Here is a 13,676-nt window from a genome sequence, read left to right on the forward strand (position 1 = left end):
CAACGTGCGGTCCATGTCCTGCGTCCAAGCCGAGCAGCCGCCTACAGGGCCTGGGCCTTGATCTCTTCGACTGCCTGGTTGAAGCCACCGCTGGTCAGTGACGAACCCGCCACCTTGGACACTTTGATCTCGTCGAGGCTCTTGCCCACCACCTGCTCCGCGATTCCGCTGGCGAACTGACCCTGGAACTTGCGGGTGTTCGGATTGGAGGGGTGCTCGGTGATCTCGACAGCGGACACCGTGCCGTTGGCCAGCGTCAGCTGGACGCCCACGGTCTCCGTGCCGTTCGGTGACCTGTAGCTTCCGTCGGCGCTGTAGGTGCCGTCTTTGTAGCCTCCGCCGGACTCCGCCAATGCGCTGGACGACGATCCGGGCGCTGCGCTCGCCGACGTCGTGGCGGGCTTGGCGGGCTGCGTTTCCTGGGCGGCGGGCTGCTGGGCGGAAGGCGCGCAGCCAGCCACCGTTCCGGCCAGGGAAAGGCCAGCCATGCCGGCGAAGACGCTTTTTCGGACGGAAGGCTTCACGGTGTCTCGTTTCGTTTGTACGGGCACTTGCCGGGTGAACGACGCTCAAATCAGGGTACGGGTTCAATCTGTGAATCTGCTAGGCGGTTGCTGTGCGTGACAGCGCCATCAGCGACGCCGGAATTCCGCCGCAGGGCGGGCCCCCCGGTAGGCTAGGGTTGTGACTCCCGAAGAACTCTCCCTCGCCATATCCGCCTGCCTGAAAGATGCCGTTGCCGCCGGTGAGGTCGCACTTTCCGAAGCGGCCGTCCCCGACGCCGTCCTCGTGGAACGGCCGAAGAACCGGGAGCACGGCGACTGGGCAACGAATATTGCCCTGCAGTTGGCCAAGCAGGCCGGTACCAGGCCGCGGGACTTCGCCACCATCCTCAGCGCCCGCCTGGAAGCGATCCACGGCGTGTCCGCAGTGGAGATTGCCGGCCCTGGCTTCCTGAACATCACCGTCGACGCGGCCGCCGCCGGTGCGCTGGCCAAGGCCATCGTCGAAGCCGGACCTGAGTACGGGACCAACTCGGCGCTCGCAGGCCACACCGTCAACATGGAGTTCGTCTCGGCAAACCCCACCGGGCCACTGCATATCGGCCACACCCGCTGGGCGGCCCTGGGAGACTCCATCGCCCGCGTGCTGCGTGCCTCCGGGGCGGATGTCACCGCCGAGTACTACATCAACGACGCCGGCTCGCAGATGAACGTGTTCGCCAACTCCGTGCTGGCACGCCTCCACGGCAGGGATGTGCCAGAGGGCGGCTATCCGGGCGAGTACATCCGCGACCTCGGCCATGAGGTCCTGACCCGGCACCCCGACATCCGCGAGCTGACCGATGTGGCCGCCCTTCCGGTGATCCGGGCGGCGGCGTACCGGGCACAGCTTAAGGACATCAAAGACACTCTGGCCGAGTTCGGCGTTTCCTTCGATGTTTTCTTCTCCGAACAGGAACTCCACGACGCCGGGGCCATTGAAAGTGCCGTTGCCCGCCTTCGCGAGCAGGGCCACGTGTTCGACGACGGCGGCGCCGTCTGGCTGCGCACCACGGACTTTGGCGACGACAAGGACCGCGTGATGATCCGCGCCAACGGCGAGCCGACGTACTTTGCCGCCGACGCAGCGTACTACCTGTCCAAGAAGGACCGGGGCTACACCGAAAAGATCTACCTGCTGGGTGCCGACCACCACGGCTACATCCACCGGCTCAAGGCCATCGCGGCCGCTGCCGGGGATGACCCCGAAGTTAACATCGAGGTGCTGATCGGCCAGCTCGTCTCGGTAAACGGCGCCAAGCTTTCCAAGCGCGCCGGTAACATCATCGAGCTCAAGGACCTGATCTCCTGGCTCGGTAAGGACGCCGTGCGCTACTCCCTGGCCCGCTTCCCGGCAGACTCCCCGCTGACTCTGGACCCGGAGCTGCTCAAGAAGCACAGCAACGAGAACCCGGTCTTCTACGTGCAGTACGCCCACGCCCGCTCCCGCGGCACCGCACGCAACGCCGTGGCCGCCGGCGTGGACCGCAGCGCTTTCGATGCCTCGCTGCTGGACCACGCCACGGAAAATGAGCTGCTGTCCTACCTCGGCAGCTACCCGTCCATCGTGGCCAAGGCCGCTGAGCTGCGCGAACCCCACCGGGTGGCCCGCCACCTTGAGGTCATCGCCGGGGCCTACCACCGGTGGTACGACGCCTGCCGCGTAGCCCCGCTGGGGGACGAAGCCGTCACCGATCTCAACCGCACGCGCCTGTGGCTCAACGACGCCACGAGCCAGGTGCTGGCCAACGGACTTGACCTGCTTGGCGTTTCCGCGCCGGAACGGATGTGAACTGAATGACCGCCCATGCATTGAACCAGTCCTCGCCGCTCGCCCCGGACTGGCTCGCGGTGCCGTCGGACCTCAACGCCCTGCACCCGTCCATGTGGGCTGCCGGAGTGGAACGGAACGCCGACGGCGAAATCGCCGTCGGCGGCATTCCCGTCAGCAGGCTGAAGGAGCAGTTCGGCACGCCGCTTTTCGTCATGAGCGAGTCCGATTTCCGGGCGAGAGCCCGCGCCTTCAAGGAAGCCTTTGAGGAGGCCTTCGCCGACATCTGCGGGGGAGTGGATGTCTACTACGCGGGCAAGGCCTTCCTCTGCACTGCGGTGGCAAGCTGGGTGGCTGAAGAGGGCCTGCGGCTGGACACCTGTTCCGGCGGCGAGCTCGCTGTAGCCGCCCGCGCCGGCATCGACGGTGCCAACCTTGGCCTGCACGGGAACAACAAGTCCGACGCCGAGATCAACCGCGCGCTGGACATGAAACTGGGCCGGATCGTGGTGGACAGCCTGGACGAGCTGGAGCGCGTGGCAAAAATCGCTTCGGAGCGGGGTGAGGCGGCCAAGGTTATGCTGCGGCTGACGCCGGGCGTCCACGCCCACACCCACGAGTTCATCGCCACTGCCCATGAAGACCAGAAGTTCGGACTCTCCATGGCCGGAGACTCGACAGACCAGGCCGGTCTCTCGGCGGCCGAGGAAGCTGTGGCCGCTGCCACGAGCTATCCCAGCATCGAACTGCTCGGTGTGCATTGCCACATCGGATCGCAGATCTTCGAACCCGACGGCTTTGCCCTTGCTGCGGAGAAACTCCTGGGCTTCCTCGCCGAGATGCAGCAGAAGTACTCGATCCGGCTGCCCGAGCTCGATCTTGGCGGTGGATACGGCATCGCCTACACGCCGGTGGACACGCCCCGCCCGGCAGCCGAAATCGCGCAGGCGATGGCCGCCGTCGTCCGTTCAAGGTGCGCTGAACTGGGCATTTCCGCCCCGCGTATCTCGATCGAGCCCGGACGGGCCATCGTAGGCAGCAGCACGTTCACGCTGTATGAGGTGGGCACCCGGAAAACAGTCCGCGTGGATGCTCCGGCCTCCAATGACGCCGAATCTGCCGGGAAGGACGTTACGCACCCCCGGCGCTATGTGTCGGTGGACGGCGGCATGAGCGATAACGCCCGTCCGGTGCTCTACGACGCGGATTATTCAGCGATTCTGGCCTCACGGACCTCCGCAGCGGCTGCGCAGCTGTCCCGAGTGGTGGGCAAACATTGCGAGAGCGGCGACATAGTTGTTAGAGATGTATATCTGCCCGAGGACGTGGCAGCCGGTGATCTGCTCGCTGTACCGGGTACCGGCGCCTACTGCTGGGCCCTGTCAAGCAACTACAACTATCTGGCCCGGCCGGGCGTTGTCGCTGTGCGCGATGGATCTGTCCGGCTGATTGTCCGCGGGGAAACCGAAGAAGATCTGCTCAACCGCGACATGGGAGTCTGAATGACCGAATTGCGAACCCTGAAAGTGGCCCTGCTGGGCTGTGGCAACGTAGGGGCCCAGGTCGCGCGGATTCTTATTGACGACGCCGGCGCCCTGGCCCCGCGGACGGGTGCACACCTGGAGCTGGCCGGCATTGCCGTGCGCAACCTCGACGCCGAACGCGATGTGGAACTGCCGCGTGAGCTGTTCACCACGGATGCCGAAACCCTGGTCAAGGACGCCGACCTCGTGATCGAGCTGATGGGCGGCCTCGAGCCCGCCCGCTCGCTGATCCTCACGGCCATCCAAAATGGCGCGAGCGTGGTCACGGGCAACAAGGCCCTGCTGGCCGCGGACGGCCCCACTCTTTACGAAGAAGCGGACAAAGCCGGCGTCGAGCTGTCCTACGAAGCGGCGGTTGCGGGAGCCATCCCCATCCTGCGTCCCATCCGCGACAGCCTGTCCGGTGACCGCATCACCCGGGTCCTGGGAATCGTCAACGGCACCACCAACTTCATCCTCGACCAGATGGACTCCACAGGCGCACAGTTCGCCGACGCCCTGGCAGAGGCACAGCGGCTCGGTTACGCCGAGGCGGACCCGACGGCCGACGTCGAAGGCCTGGATGCTGCGGCCAAGGCTGCGATCCTGGCGTCCCTGTCCTTCCACACGCGCTTTGACCTGGCGAACGTCCACTGCGAGGGAATCACGCGCGTCAGCGCCGCTGACATCGCCGCGGCCAAAGAGGCCGGATTCGTCATCAAGCTGCTGGCCATCGCCGAGAAGCTGACCGACACTGACGGCAACGACGGCGTGTCCGTTCGGGTCCACCCGACCCTTCTTCCGCGGGAGCACCCGCTGGCTGCTGTCCGCGGAGCCTTTAACGCCGTCTTCATTGAGGCCGAGAATGCCGGGGAACTGATGTTCTACGGCCAGGGCGCCGGCGGAACCCCGACGGCGTCTGCCGTGCTGGGTGACCTCGTCTCGGCAGCGCGCCGCATCGTCCTGGGGGGCCCCGGACGCATCGAGTCCACCACCGGGCACGTCCCGGCACTGCCCATTGACGCCGTGTACACCAGCTACTACATCGGCCTGGACGTTGCGGACCAGCCCGGCGTGCTGGCGAAGATTGCCCAGCTGTTCGCCGAGCACGGCGTTTCCATCGAAATCATGCGCCAGACCATTCACCGCGATGCCGACTCGAACGTCGAATCCGCGGAACTGCGGATCGTGACGCACCGCGCAACCGAAGCTGCACTGGCAGCGACCGTCCAGGCCGTCAAGGGCCTGGACGTCATCAATTCCGTTACATCCGTACTGCGGGTAGAAGGAGTCTAAGTGGCTCACCAATGGCGCGGTGTCATCCGCGAATATGCTGATCGTTTGCCCGTCACCGAATCCACCAAGGTCATCACCCTCGGTGAGGGCGGCACGCCGCTGGTCCACGCCCAGAAGCTGTCAGAACTGACCGGCTCGGAGGTGTACCTCAAGGTGGAAGGCATGAACCCCACCGGTTCCTTCAAGGACCGCGGCATGACGATGGCCATGACTGCCGCCGTGGCGTCAGGTGCCAAAGCCGTGGTCTGCGCCTCGACCGGAAACACCTCCGCCTCCGCCGCAGCGTACGCCACGGCCGCCGGCCTGAAATGCGCCGTGCTGGTTCCCGAAGGCAAGATCTCCATGGGCAAGCTGAGCCAGGCAATCGCCCACGGCGCCACCCTGCTGCAGGTCGACGGCAACTTCGACAACTGCCTGGACATTGCCCGCAAGCTGGGTGAGTCCTACCCCGTTTTCCTGGTGAACTCCGTCAACCCGGCCCGCATCCAGGGCCAGAAGACGGGTGCCTTCGAAATCGTTGACGCCCTCGGCGATGCCCCGGACATCCACGTGCTGCCCGTCGGCAACGCCGGCAACATCACCGCGTACTGGAAGGGCTACAAGGAGTACTCCGCGCCGTTCGAGTCAGAGACAGCCGGCACTCTTCCCGCCGTTTCCACCAGGACCCCGCAGATGTGGGGCTTTCAGGCTGCCGGTGCCGCGCCCTTCGTGGCCGGGCACCCCATCACCGAGCCGGACACCATCGCCACGGCCATCCGGATCGGGAACCCGGCGTCGTGGGACGGCGCCATCGCGGCCCGCGACGAGTCCGGCGGTTTCATCGACTCGGTGACCGACGAAGAGATCCTCGCGGCGCACCGCTGGCTGTCCGCCCGCGAAGGAGTCTTCGTGGAGCCCGGCTCGGCCGCCGGCGTAGCGGGCCTGATCAAGAAGCACGCTGCCGGCGAGGTTCCCTCCGGCAAGACCATTGTGATCACGGTCACCGGCCACGGCCTGAAAGACCCCCAGTGGGCCCTGCGGACCGAAGACGGCAGCGACGTGCAGCCCGTCAAGGTTTCCAACGACGTCGTGACGGTCGCCGCCGAACTGGGACTGGAAGACAACTAGCCTTGGAAACCATGCTGCCGCAAACGGCCCAGCTGCCGGCCATCCAGGCCGGGCAGCAGGTCACGGTCCGGGTGCCCGCCACGAGCGCCAACCTCGGGCCCGGCTATGACAGCCTCGGACTGGCACTGACTCTGCACGACACCTTGACCGTTGAAAGCCTGGATACCGGGGAACTGGTCTTCGAGCTCAGCGGTGAAGGCGCAGACTCCCTGCCGCGGGATGCCAGCCATTTGGTGGTCAGGGCCATGGAGGCCGCGTTCGGCCGCCGTGGCTACCGGCACACCGGCCTCAGGATCGTCGCCGAAAACGTGAACCCCCACGGCCGCGGCCTGGGTTCTTCAGCCTCTGCCGTGGTGGCCGCAGTCACGGCTGCGAACGCCTTGCTTCCGGCGGGGGAGCAGCAGGACCGCGACTGGATCCTGCAGCTGACCAGCGAGATCGAAGGGCATCCGGACAACGTCGCCCCGGCCATATTCGGCGGACTGGCACTGTCCTGGCAGGACAGTGACCAGTACAGCAGTACGTGCGCCACCGTGGATGCGGCTGTCATCCCGATTGTGGCTGTGCCGGACTTCGAGCTGTCCACTGAGGCCGCGCGGGCGCTGCTGCCGGCATCGGTGGGGCACCATGCCGCTGCCATGAACTCCGGCCGGGCCGCCCTCCTGATCCATGCGCTGACCCACAAGCCGGAGTTCCTGCTTGCGGGCACCGAGGACTACCTCCACCAGAGCTACCGTGCCGAGGCCATGCGGCCCAGCGCTGCTCTGATCAAAGCGCTGCGCGCCGCGGGGCATGCCGCCGTGGTGTCCGGCGCCGGGCCCACCGTTCTGGTGCTGGCAAACGGCGAAGCGGAGGCGGCAACAGTCCTGGACTTTATCGGGGCTTTCACCTCGGCAAACACTCCGGACATCAACTGGCGTGTGATGAAGCTGGCAGTGGACGTCGAAGGTGCTAAAGTGGGAGTGCACCGGCGGTAAACCCGCATTCAGTCACCGCAGTTTTTGCAGTCAGACAGCGACTCTGTAGTCGAGAGGCCCTGCAGCCAATAGACCGTGCAGACTAAAGACCCCGATTTTGGCCCAGTTGCCTTTCGTGGTCCGGACCTGCTCAGATCTGCTGCTGCTCTGATCTCGTAATGCGCAGTATTTTCCGGTGCCGTCTCCTTGGCCTGACCCAGGACTTTACAGAATCATTTCTGTACCTGAACTGTCAGTCCGTCGCCCCGCCTAATTTCGGAGCGTTGAAGGCGATCAGTAACCGGCCCTGCTGGCCGAAATCCATCCGGCAAGGCCGAAATCGCGGCTGCAGATCTGAACTGCAGCCCAGATCAAATCATCGCGTCCAGCTCCCAGTCTGGACGCCGTCGAGGGGGAAGGATCCTTCGTGACCGAAACCACTGAGCTGTCGCCAGCTGTGGACACAACATCTTCTGCTTCCGGATCGTTGACGGAAGCACCCGCCAAGAGCAGTGGCCTCGCCGGCCTCAAGCTCGCCCAGCTGCAGGCGCTTGCCAGCCAGCTTGGAATTTCAGGCGGTTCCCGCATGCGCAAGGGAGACCTGGTCTCGGCCATTTCCGCGCATCGTGCGGGTTCTTCAGCCAGCAAGGCTCCGGCCCGGGCTGCGGAGAAGGCCACCGACAACAGCGCGGCTGTTGCAGGCGCTTCGGCTCCCGCTGCCCCGGCAGAAGCGGCCGAAGCCCCGGCACAGGAAGGAACCCGTGCCCGCGGCCGTGGCCGCAGCCGCCGCGCCGTGAGCGACGGAGTGGTATCCACCCCTGCAGCAGAGCCAGCCGCCGAGCCCGCGGCCGCCGTCGAGGTCCCTGCCGCCCAGGCAGTTGCCGAAACGTCCGAGCCGGCCGCCGGTGAAGGCGTCGGCGAACGCCGCCAGCCGCGTACCCGCAACCGCCGCCGCGGCGAGGCAGCCGCGGGGACGCCGCAAGCCGACACCGCCGAGGCACCGTCCGAGGCCGCTGCGCCTGAAGCCCGTGGTGCTGAGGCCCGCGTCGCCGAAACCCGTGCTGCTGAAACGCGTGGCGGTGAAACCCGCGTCGCCGAAACCCGTGCTGCTGAAACCCGTGGCGGTGAAGCGCGCGGTGCCGAGGCCCGTGAGCAGGGAAGCGAGACCGCCGATGGTGGGCAGCGCACTGACCGCCGGGAAGGCCGCACCCGCGGTGGCCGCGACTCAGCGGAAACTGCTGGCGCCCGCGATACCCGCCGCGACGACAACCGCCGTGACGACAGCCGCGATGGTGATGACGCCGATGGTGGCAGCCGGCGCAACCGCCGTAACCGCCGCGACCGCAATGACCGCACCGAACGGTCAGACAGCCGCGACAGCAGGGACAGCAACTCCCGTAACGACCGCTTCCGCGACCGCAACGACCGCCGTCGAGGACGCGCCCAGGGTCCGGACGTCGACGACGTCGAGGTCACCGACGACGATGTCCTGCTGCCGGTAGCCGGCATCCTGGATGTCCTCGAGAACTACGCCTTCATCCGCACCTCCGGTTACCTGCCGGGCCCGAACGATGTCTACGTATCCCTCGCACAGGTCAAGAAGTACAACCTGCGCAAGGGCGACGCCGTCGTCGGTGCCATCCGTGCACCCCGCGATGGTGAGGACCGCAGCCAGCAGTCCGCCCGCCAGAAGTTCAACGCCCTGGTCCGCGTCACGTCGGTCAACGGCAAGACTTCCGAGGAACTCAAGGACCGCGTCGAGTTCGCCAAGCTGGTTCCGCTGTACCCCTCCGAGCGACTGCGCCTCGAGACGGACCCCAAGAAGATCGGGCCCCGCGTCATCGACCTGGTTGCCCCGATCGGCAAGGGCCAGCGCGGCCTGATCGTCTCGCCGCCGAAGGCCGGCAAGACGCTCATCCTGCAGTCCATCGCCAACGCCATCACCACCAACAATCCTGAGGTCCACCTCATGATGGTGCTCGTTGACGAACGTCCCGAAGAAGTCACGGACATGCAGCGCACCGTCAAGGGTGAGGTCATCGCCTCCACCTTCGACCGCCCCGCGGATGACCACACGACTGTTGCCGAGCTTTCCATCGAACGCGCCAAGCGCCTCGTGGAAATGGGCATGGACGTTGTGGTGCTCCTCGACTCCATGACCCGTCTGGGCCGCGCCTACAACCTGGCAGCACCGGCTTCCGGCCGTATCCTGTCCGGTGGTGTCGACTCCGCAGCGCTGTACCCGCCGAAGCGTTTCTTCGGTGCAGCCCGCAACATCGAAAACGGCGGCTCGCTGACCATCCTGGCTACCGCGCTCGTCGAGACCGGCTCCAAGATGGACGAGGTCATCTTCGAAGAGTTCAAGGGCACCGGCAACATGGAACTGCGCCTGTCCCGCCAACTGGCGGACAAGCGCATCTTCCCGGCCGTGGACGTCAACGCGTCCGGTACCCGCCGCGAAGAGAACCTCCTTTCTCCCGAGGAAGTCAAGATCATGTGGAAGCTGCGCCGCGTCCTTTCCGGACTCGAAACGCAGCAGAGCCTTGAGCTGCTGACCAACAAGATCCGGGAGACCCAGAGCAACGTCGAGTTCCTCATGCAGGTTCAGAAGACGACCCTTGGTGCAAAGTCGGATAACGACAAGTAGCTGCGCGTAACCGCCCGAAAATTGGCGGCCCTTCCCGGGCCGCCAATTTCCCGGGCGGTTGTTGCGTTAACCGGTTCCTCCGCTTCAAAAGCAACGCGGGGTCACATCGAGCCCAATAAGGCCGTTGAAATGGGCGGTAAGTGACCCCGCCTTGCAGTTACTAGACTTGTAAGAGTCGAAAGAGGTTTTGAAAATGTTTGAGTCCGTACAGGGCCTGCTTGATGAGCATGATGCTATCCAGGCGCAGCTGGGGGATCCTGCTGTCTATGCTGACCAGCGGCTGGCTCGCAAGTTGGGGCGGCGGTCTGCGCAGCTGAACGGCATTGTGGAGGCGTACCACAAGTGGCATGCGATTCAGGATGATCTCGCTGCTGCGAAGGAAATGGCTTCGGAGGATCCCGAGTTTGCTGCTGAGGTTCCCGAACTGGAGGCCGGACTGGAGAAGGCGGCCGCGAATCTTCGCCGGCTGCTCATTCCCCGCGACCCGGACGATGCCCGCAACGTGATCCTTGAGGTCAAGGGCGGTGAAGGCGGCGACGAAGCCGCACTGTTCGCCGGTGACCTCCTGCGTATGTACACCCGCTACGCGGAATCGCGCGGCTGGAAGACTGAACTCATTTCTGCCACGGAATCCGACCTCGGCGGCTACAAGGACGTCCAGATGGCCGTCAAGGGCAGCTCGAACGATCCCGCCGAAGGCGTTTATGCGCGGCTGAAGTTCGAGGGCGGCGTGCACCGTGTGCAGCGCGTCCCCGTGACTGAGTCGCAGGGCCGTATCCACACTTCGGCCGCGGGTGTGCTGGTGCTTCCCGAGGTGGACGAGCCGGAAGAGCTCGAAATCAACCAGAATGACCTCAAGATCGACGTCTACCGGTCCTCCGGTCCCGGCGGCCAGTCCGTCAACACCACCGACTCCGCGGTCCGCATCACGCACCTTCCCACCGGAATCGTGGTGGCCATGCAGAACGAGAAGTCGCAGCTGCAGAACCGCGAAGCCGGCATGCGGGTACTCCGCGCCCGTATCCTCGCGCACCAGCAGGAGCAGATCGACGCCGAGAACTCGGCCCAGCGGAAGTCGCAGATCCGCACCATGGACCGTTCCGAGCGGATCCGGACCTACAACTACCCGGAAAACCGGATCGCGGACCACCGCACCGGCTACAAGGCGTACAACCTGGACCAGGTCATGAACGGCGACCTCGAACCGGTCATCCAGTCGGCCATCGAGATGGACGAGCAGGCACGCCTGGACGCCATCGGCGACTAGCCGGAACCACTGAACCACATGACGTCCGAGCACCAGACGGCCAAAACGGTCCAATCCCTTGCCGATGCCGTCCGCGAGGCCACGGCGCTGCTTGCCGATGCGGGAGTGCCCAGCCCGCGGGTCGACGCCGAACTGCTGGCGGACCATCTGCTCGGCGTCGGCCTGGGCCGGCTGCGGGCCATGATGCTGGGCGATGCCCCGGCGCCGGCGGGCTATGCGGAATTGGTTGCCGAACGGGCCCGCCGCATTCCGCTGCAGCACATCACCGGTGTGGCGCATTTCCGCTACCTTCAACTCGCGGTGGGCCCCGGCGTCTTCATTCCCCGCCCGGAAACAGAGTCCGTGGTCCAGTTGGTGATCGACCGGCTCCGGGCGCTGGAACGGGCAGGCGTGTTCCGCCCTAAAGTGGTGGATCTGGGCACCGGCTCCGGGGCCATCGCGGGGTCCGTGGCGCATGAGGTGCCGGAGGCCGAGGTCCATGCGGTCGAGTACAGCGAATTCGCGCATGCCTGGGCGCAGAAGAACCTCCAGCCCCTTGGTGTCCGCCTCGTTCGGGGCGACCTGCGGGACGCGCTGCCGGAACTCAACGGAACGTTCGACGTCGTGGTGTCCAATCCGCCGTACATCCCCGCAGAGGCAATCCCCAACGAACCCGAGGTGGCGCTGCACGACCCGCCCGAAGCCCTTTACGGCGGAGGAGCGGACGGCATGGAACTTCCGACGGCGGCAGCAGCTTCCGCTGCCCGGCTGCTGGTCCCCGGGGGCTTCTTCGTGATGGAACACGCCGAGGTGCAGGCCGCCTGGATCGTGGCGATGCTGAACAGAGCGGGCAGGTGGACGGACGTCACCACGCATCTGGACCTCAACGGCAAGGAGCGGGCAACCAGCGCCCTTCTTGCCGCGCCGCGTGCACAGTAAACAGCCCCACTCCGAGTAATGAAAGAATAGGGCAGTGACCACTACGTATAACTGCATGGCCGATGATGAGCGCACCGCAGGACTGGCACACGCACGGCGTGCCATCCTCGAGAAGAAATGCGTGGTCCTCCCTACGGACACGGTCTACGGGATCGCCGCGGATGCTTTTTCGCCGCAGGCTGTCACCATGCTGCTGGTTTCGAAGGGCCGCGGCCGGAGCATGCCTCCTCCTGTGCTCATTCCGCGGCTGAATGCCCTGGACGGTTTGGCCACGGACGTTTTTCCGGAGGCACGGCAGCTTGCCGAGGCGTTCTGGCCTGGGGGACTGACCCTGATCCTGCACGCCCAGCCCTCGCTCGACTGGGACCTGGGGGACACAAAAGGAACTGTCGCCCTCCGGATCCCGGCCGATGAAGTGGCACAGGAACTGCTGACCTTGACCGGTCCGCTGGCCGTCTCGTCCGCCAACAGGACGGGGCAGGCGCCGGCACAGACCGCTTTCGAAGCCCGTTCCCAGCTCGCTGAATCGGTGGAGGTCTACCTGGAAGGCGGCTTCCGCCCCGTCGAGGGAACTGACGCCATGCCGTCCACCATCGTGGACGCCACGTCGCTGCCGCTGCGCGTGGTCCGCGAGGGAGCGGTGAGCCTGGAGCGGCTGCGGGAGGTGGTTCCCGTCTTGCTGGACATTGACGGCAACGCCGGGGAGCCGGAGGAATCTGCTGAACCTGCGGCCACCACGGAGCCGGAGAAGCTTCCGGAGCCGGAGGCTGCTGGCGTCCCTGACGCGGCTGCGGATGAGCTTTCGGAATCCGGAGAACAAGAGCCCGGCGAAAAGACACCCAGCGGGCCAGCGGGCGAAAAAGCGCCCGACGCCGAATGACCCTGCAACGGCAGACCATTCCAGTTCTCGGGGTGGACGCCACACCGCTGGACGTCGCCGGACTTACCGGAGTGCTCAACAGGTTCGTGGCGGACGGGACCACGCGGACCGTCGTCGGGCATAACCTTCACAGCGTGACGCTGTTCCATGCCGAACCCGAATTCCGGAAGTTTTATGAGAACAGCGACGTCGTTCTCATCGACGGCGCTCCCGTCCTGTGGCTGTGGGGGAGAGGCAGGAAACCCTCCGGACCCGTCATGGACTACCGGCTCGGGTCAACTGACTGGATTCCGGCCCTTGGACAGGTCAGCGGGCTGGAACGCATCGCAGTCATCGGGGCGGGCCCCGTTGCCAACGCCCGCGCGGTGGCGAAGCTGCAAAGCATCGTCCCCGGGGCAAGCGTCTCCGGCATGCCCGGCGAAGGCTGGAACGACGACGTTGAGGAAACTGCCTCAGCCTGGCTGGCGGAACAGCGCCCGCAGCTCGTGCTTATTGGCCTGGGCATGCCACTCCAGGAAAGGGTGCTGCGGCGCCGCCTCGGCTCGCTGCCGCCCGCGGTCTACTGCGCCGTGGGCGGTGCCATCGAGCAGATCGCAGGAATCCAGAAGCTGGCGCCGCGCTGGCTCGGCCGGCTTGGCCTGGAGTGGGCGTGGCGTCTTCTGCTGCACCCCCGGCGTGTCGCCTACCGCGTTTTCGGCGAGCCGTGGGTGCTGCTGGGGCTGTTGGTCCGGCGCCGCCTGCAACGCCGGCCGGCCCAGGACGGCTAAAC

11 protein-coding genes are annotated in these 13,676 nt (G+C 65.9%); 10 read left to right on the forward strand and 1 reads right to left on the reverse strand.

The features are described from left to right. Window positions 1-41: 41 nt before the first annotated feature. Complete coding sequence (locus AC1DD3_RS01395) at window positions 42-524, reverse strand: FMN-binding protein (RefSeq protein ID WP_476880807.1); 483 nt, start codon at window positions 522-524, stop codon at window positions 42-44. A gap of 160 nt (window positions 525-684) precedes the next feature. Between AC1DD3_RS01395 and argS the strand changes: the two genes are divergently transcribed. The 10 genes from argS to AC1DD3_RS01445 all read left to right on the forward strand — a co-directional run bounded on the left by argS (window position 685) and on the right by AC1DD3_RS01445 (window position 13,674). Further along, window positions 685-2,334, forward strand: coding sequence for an arginine--tRNA ligase (gene argS, locus AC1DD3_RS01400; protein WP_230116920.1), 1,650 nt, complete (start codon window positions 685-687; stop codon window positions 2,332-2,334). A gap of 5 nt (window positions 2,335-2,339) precedes the next feature. Next, window positions 2,340-3,815, forward strand: coding sequence for a diaminopimelate decarboxylase (gene lysA / locus AC1DD3_RS01405; RefSeq protein ID WP_230116919.1), 1,476 nt, complete (start codon window positions 2,340-2,342; stop codon window positions 3,813-3,815). Continuing rightward, complete coding sequence (locus AC1DD3_RS01410; protein ID WP_230116918.1) at window positions 3,816-5,132, forward strand: homoserine dehydrogenase; 1,317 nt, start codon at window positions 3,816-3,818, stop codon at window positions 5,130-5,132. Then, the gene (gene thrC / locus AC1DD3_RS01415) at window positions 5,133-6,239 is read left to right on the forward strand and encodes a threonine synthase (RefSeq protein ID WP_230116917.1); all 1,107 of its coding nucleotides are present in this window, start codon (window positions 5,133-5,135) and stop codon (window positions 6,237-6,239) included. A gap of 11 nt (window positions 6,240-6,250) precedes the next feature. Then, entirely contained in the window at window positions 6,251-7,216 is a 966-nt protein-coding gene (gene thrB, locus AC1DD3_RS01420) for a homoserine kinase (RefSeq protein WP_230116916.1), read from the forward strand. Between the two features lie 406 nt (window positions 7,217-7,622). Then, window positions 7,623-9,842, forward strand: coding sequence for a transcription termination factor Rho (gene rho / locus AC1DD3_RS01425; protein WP_230116915.1), 2,220 nt, complete (start codon window positions 7,623-7,625; stop codon window positions 9,840-9,842). 193 nt (window positions 9,843-10,035) lie between these two features. Next, window positions 10,036-11,109, forward strand: coding sequence for a peptide chain release factor 1 (gene prfA, locus AC1DD3_RS01430; RefSeq protein ID WP_230116914.1), 1,074 nt, complete (start codon window positions 10,036-10,038; stop codon window positions 11,107-11,109). Window positions 11,110-11,127: 18 nt separating this feature from the next. Next, window positions 11,128-12,027 (forward strand): peptide chain release factor N(5)-glutamine methyltransferase, encoded by a 900-nt coding sequence (gene prmC, locus AC1DD3_RS01435; RefSeq protein ID WP_230116913.1) that lies wholly within the window; start codon window positions 11,128-11,130, stop codon window positions 12,025-12,027. 34 nt (window positions 12,028-12,061) lie between these two features. Continuing rightward, entirely contained in the window at window positions 12,062-12,907 is an 846-nt protein-coding gene (locus tag AC1DD3_RS01440; protein ID WP_230116912.1) for an L-threonylcarbamoyladenylate synthase, read from the forward strand. Next, a complete protein-coding gene (locus AC1DD3_RS01445) occupies window positions 12,904-13,674 on the forward strand; it encodes a WecB/TagA/CpsF family glycosyltransferase (RefSeq protein WP_230116911.1) in 771 nt (256 codons plus the stop codon). Before AC1DD3_RS01440 ends, AC1DD3_RS01445 begins: the two co-directional genes overlap by 4 nt. The last annotated feature ends 2 nt before the right edge of the window (window positions 13,675-13,676 follow it).

It is taken from the genome of Arthrobacter sp. 05T444 (assembly GCF_056395905.1).

Bases quoted from the DNA above. Each gene is read 5' to 3' on its own strand.
- lysA (WP_230116919.1), top strand. From the start codon at position 2,340: ATGACCGCCCATGCATTGAACCAGTCCTCGCCGCTCGCCCCGGACTGG.
- AC1DD3_RS01410 (WP_230116918.1), top strand. From the start codon at position 3,816: ATGACCGAATTGCGAACCCTGAAAGTGGCCCTGCTGGGCTGTGGCAAC.
- thrB (WP_230116916.1), top strand. From the start codon at position 6,251: ATGCTGCCGCAAACGGCCCAGCTGCCGGCCATCCAGGCCGGGCAGCAG.
- prfA (WP_230116914.1), top strand. From the start codon at position 10,036: ATGTTTGAGTCCGTACAGGGCCTGCTTGATGAGCATGATGCTATCCAG.
- prmC (WP_230116913.1), top strand. From the start codon at position 11,128: ATGACGTCCGAGCACCAGACGGCCAAAACGGTCCAATCCCTTGCCGAT.
- AC1DD3_RS01445 (WP_230116911.1), top strand. From the start codon at position 12,904: ATGACCCTGCAACGGCAGACCATTCCAGTTCTCGGGGTGGACGCCACA.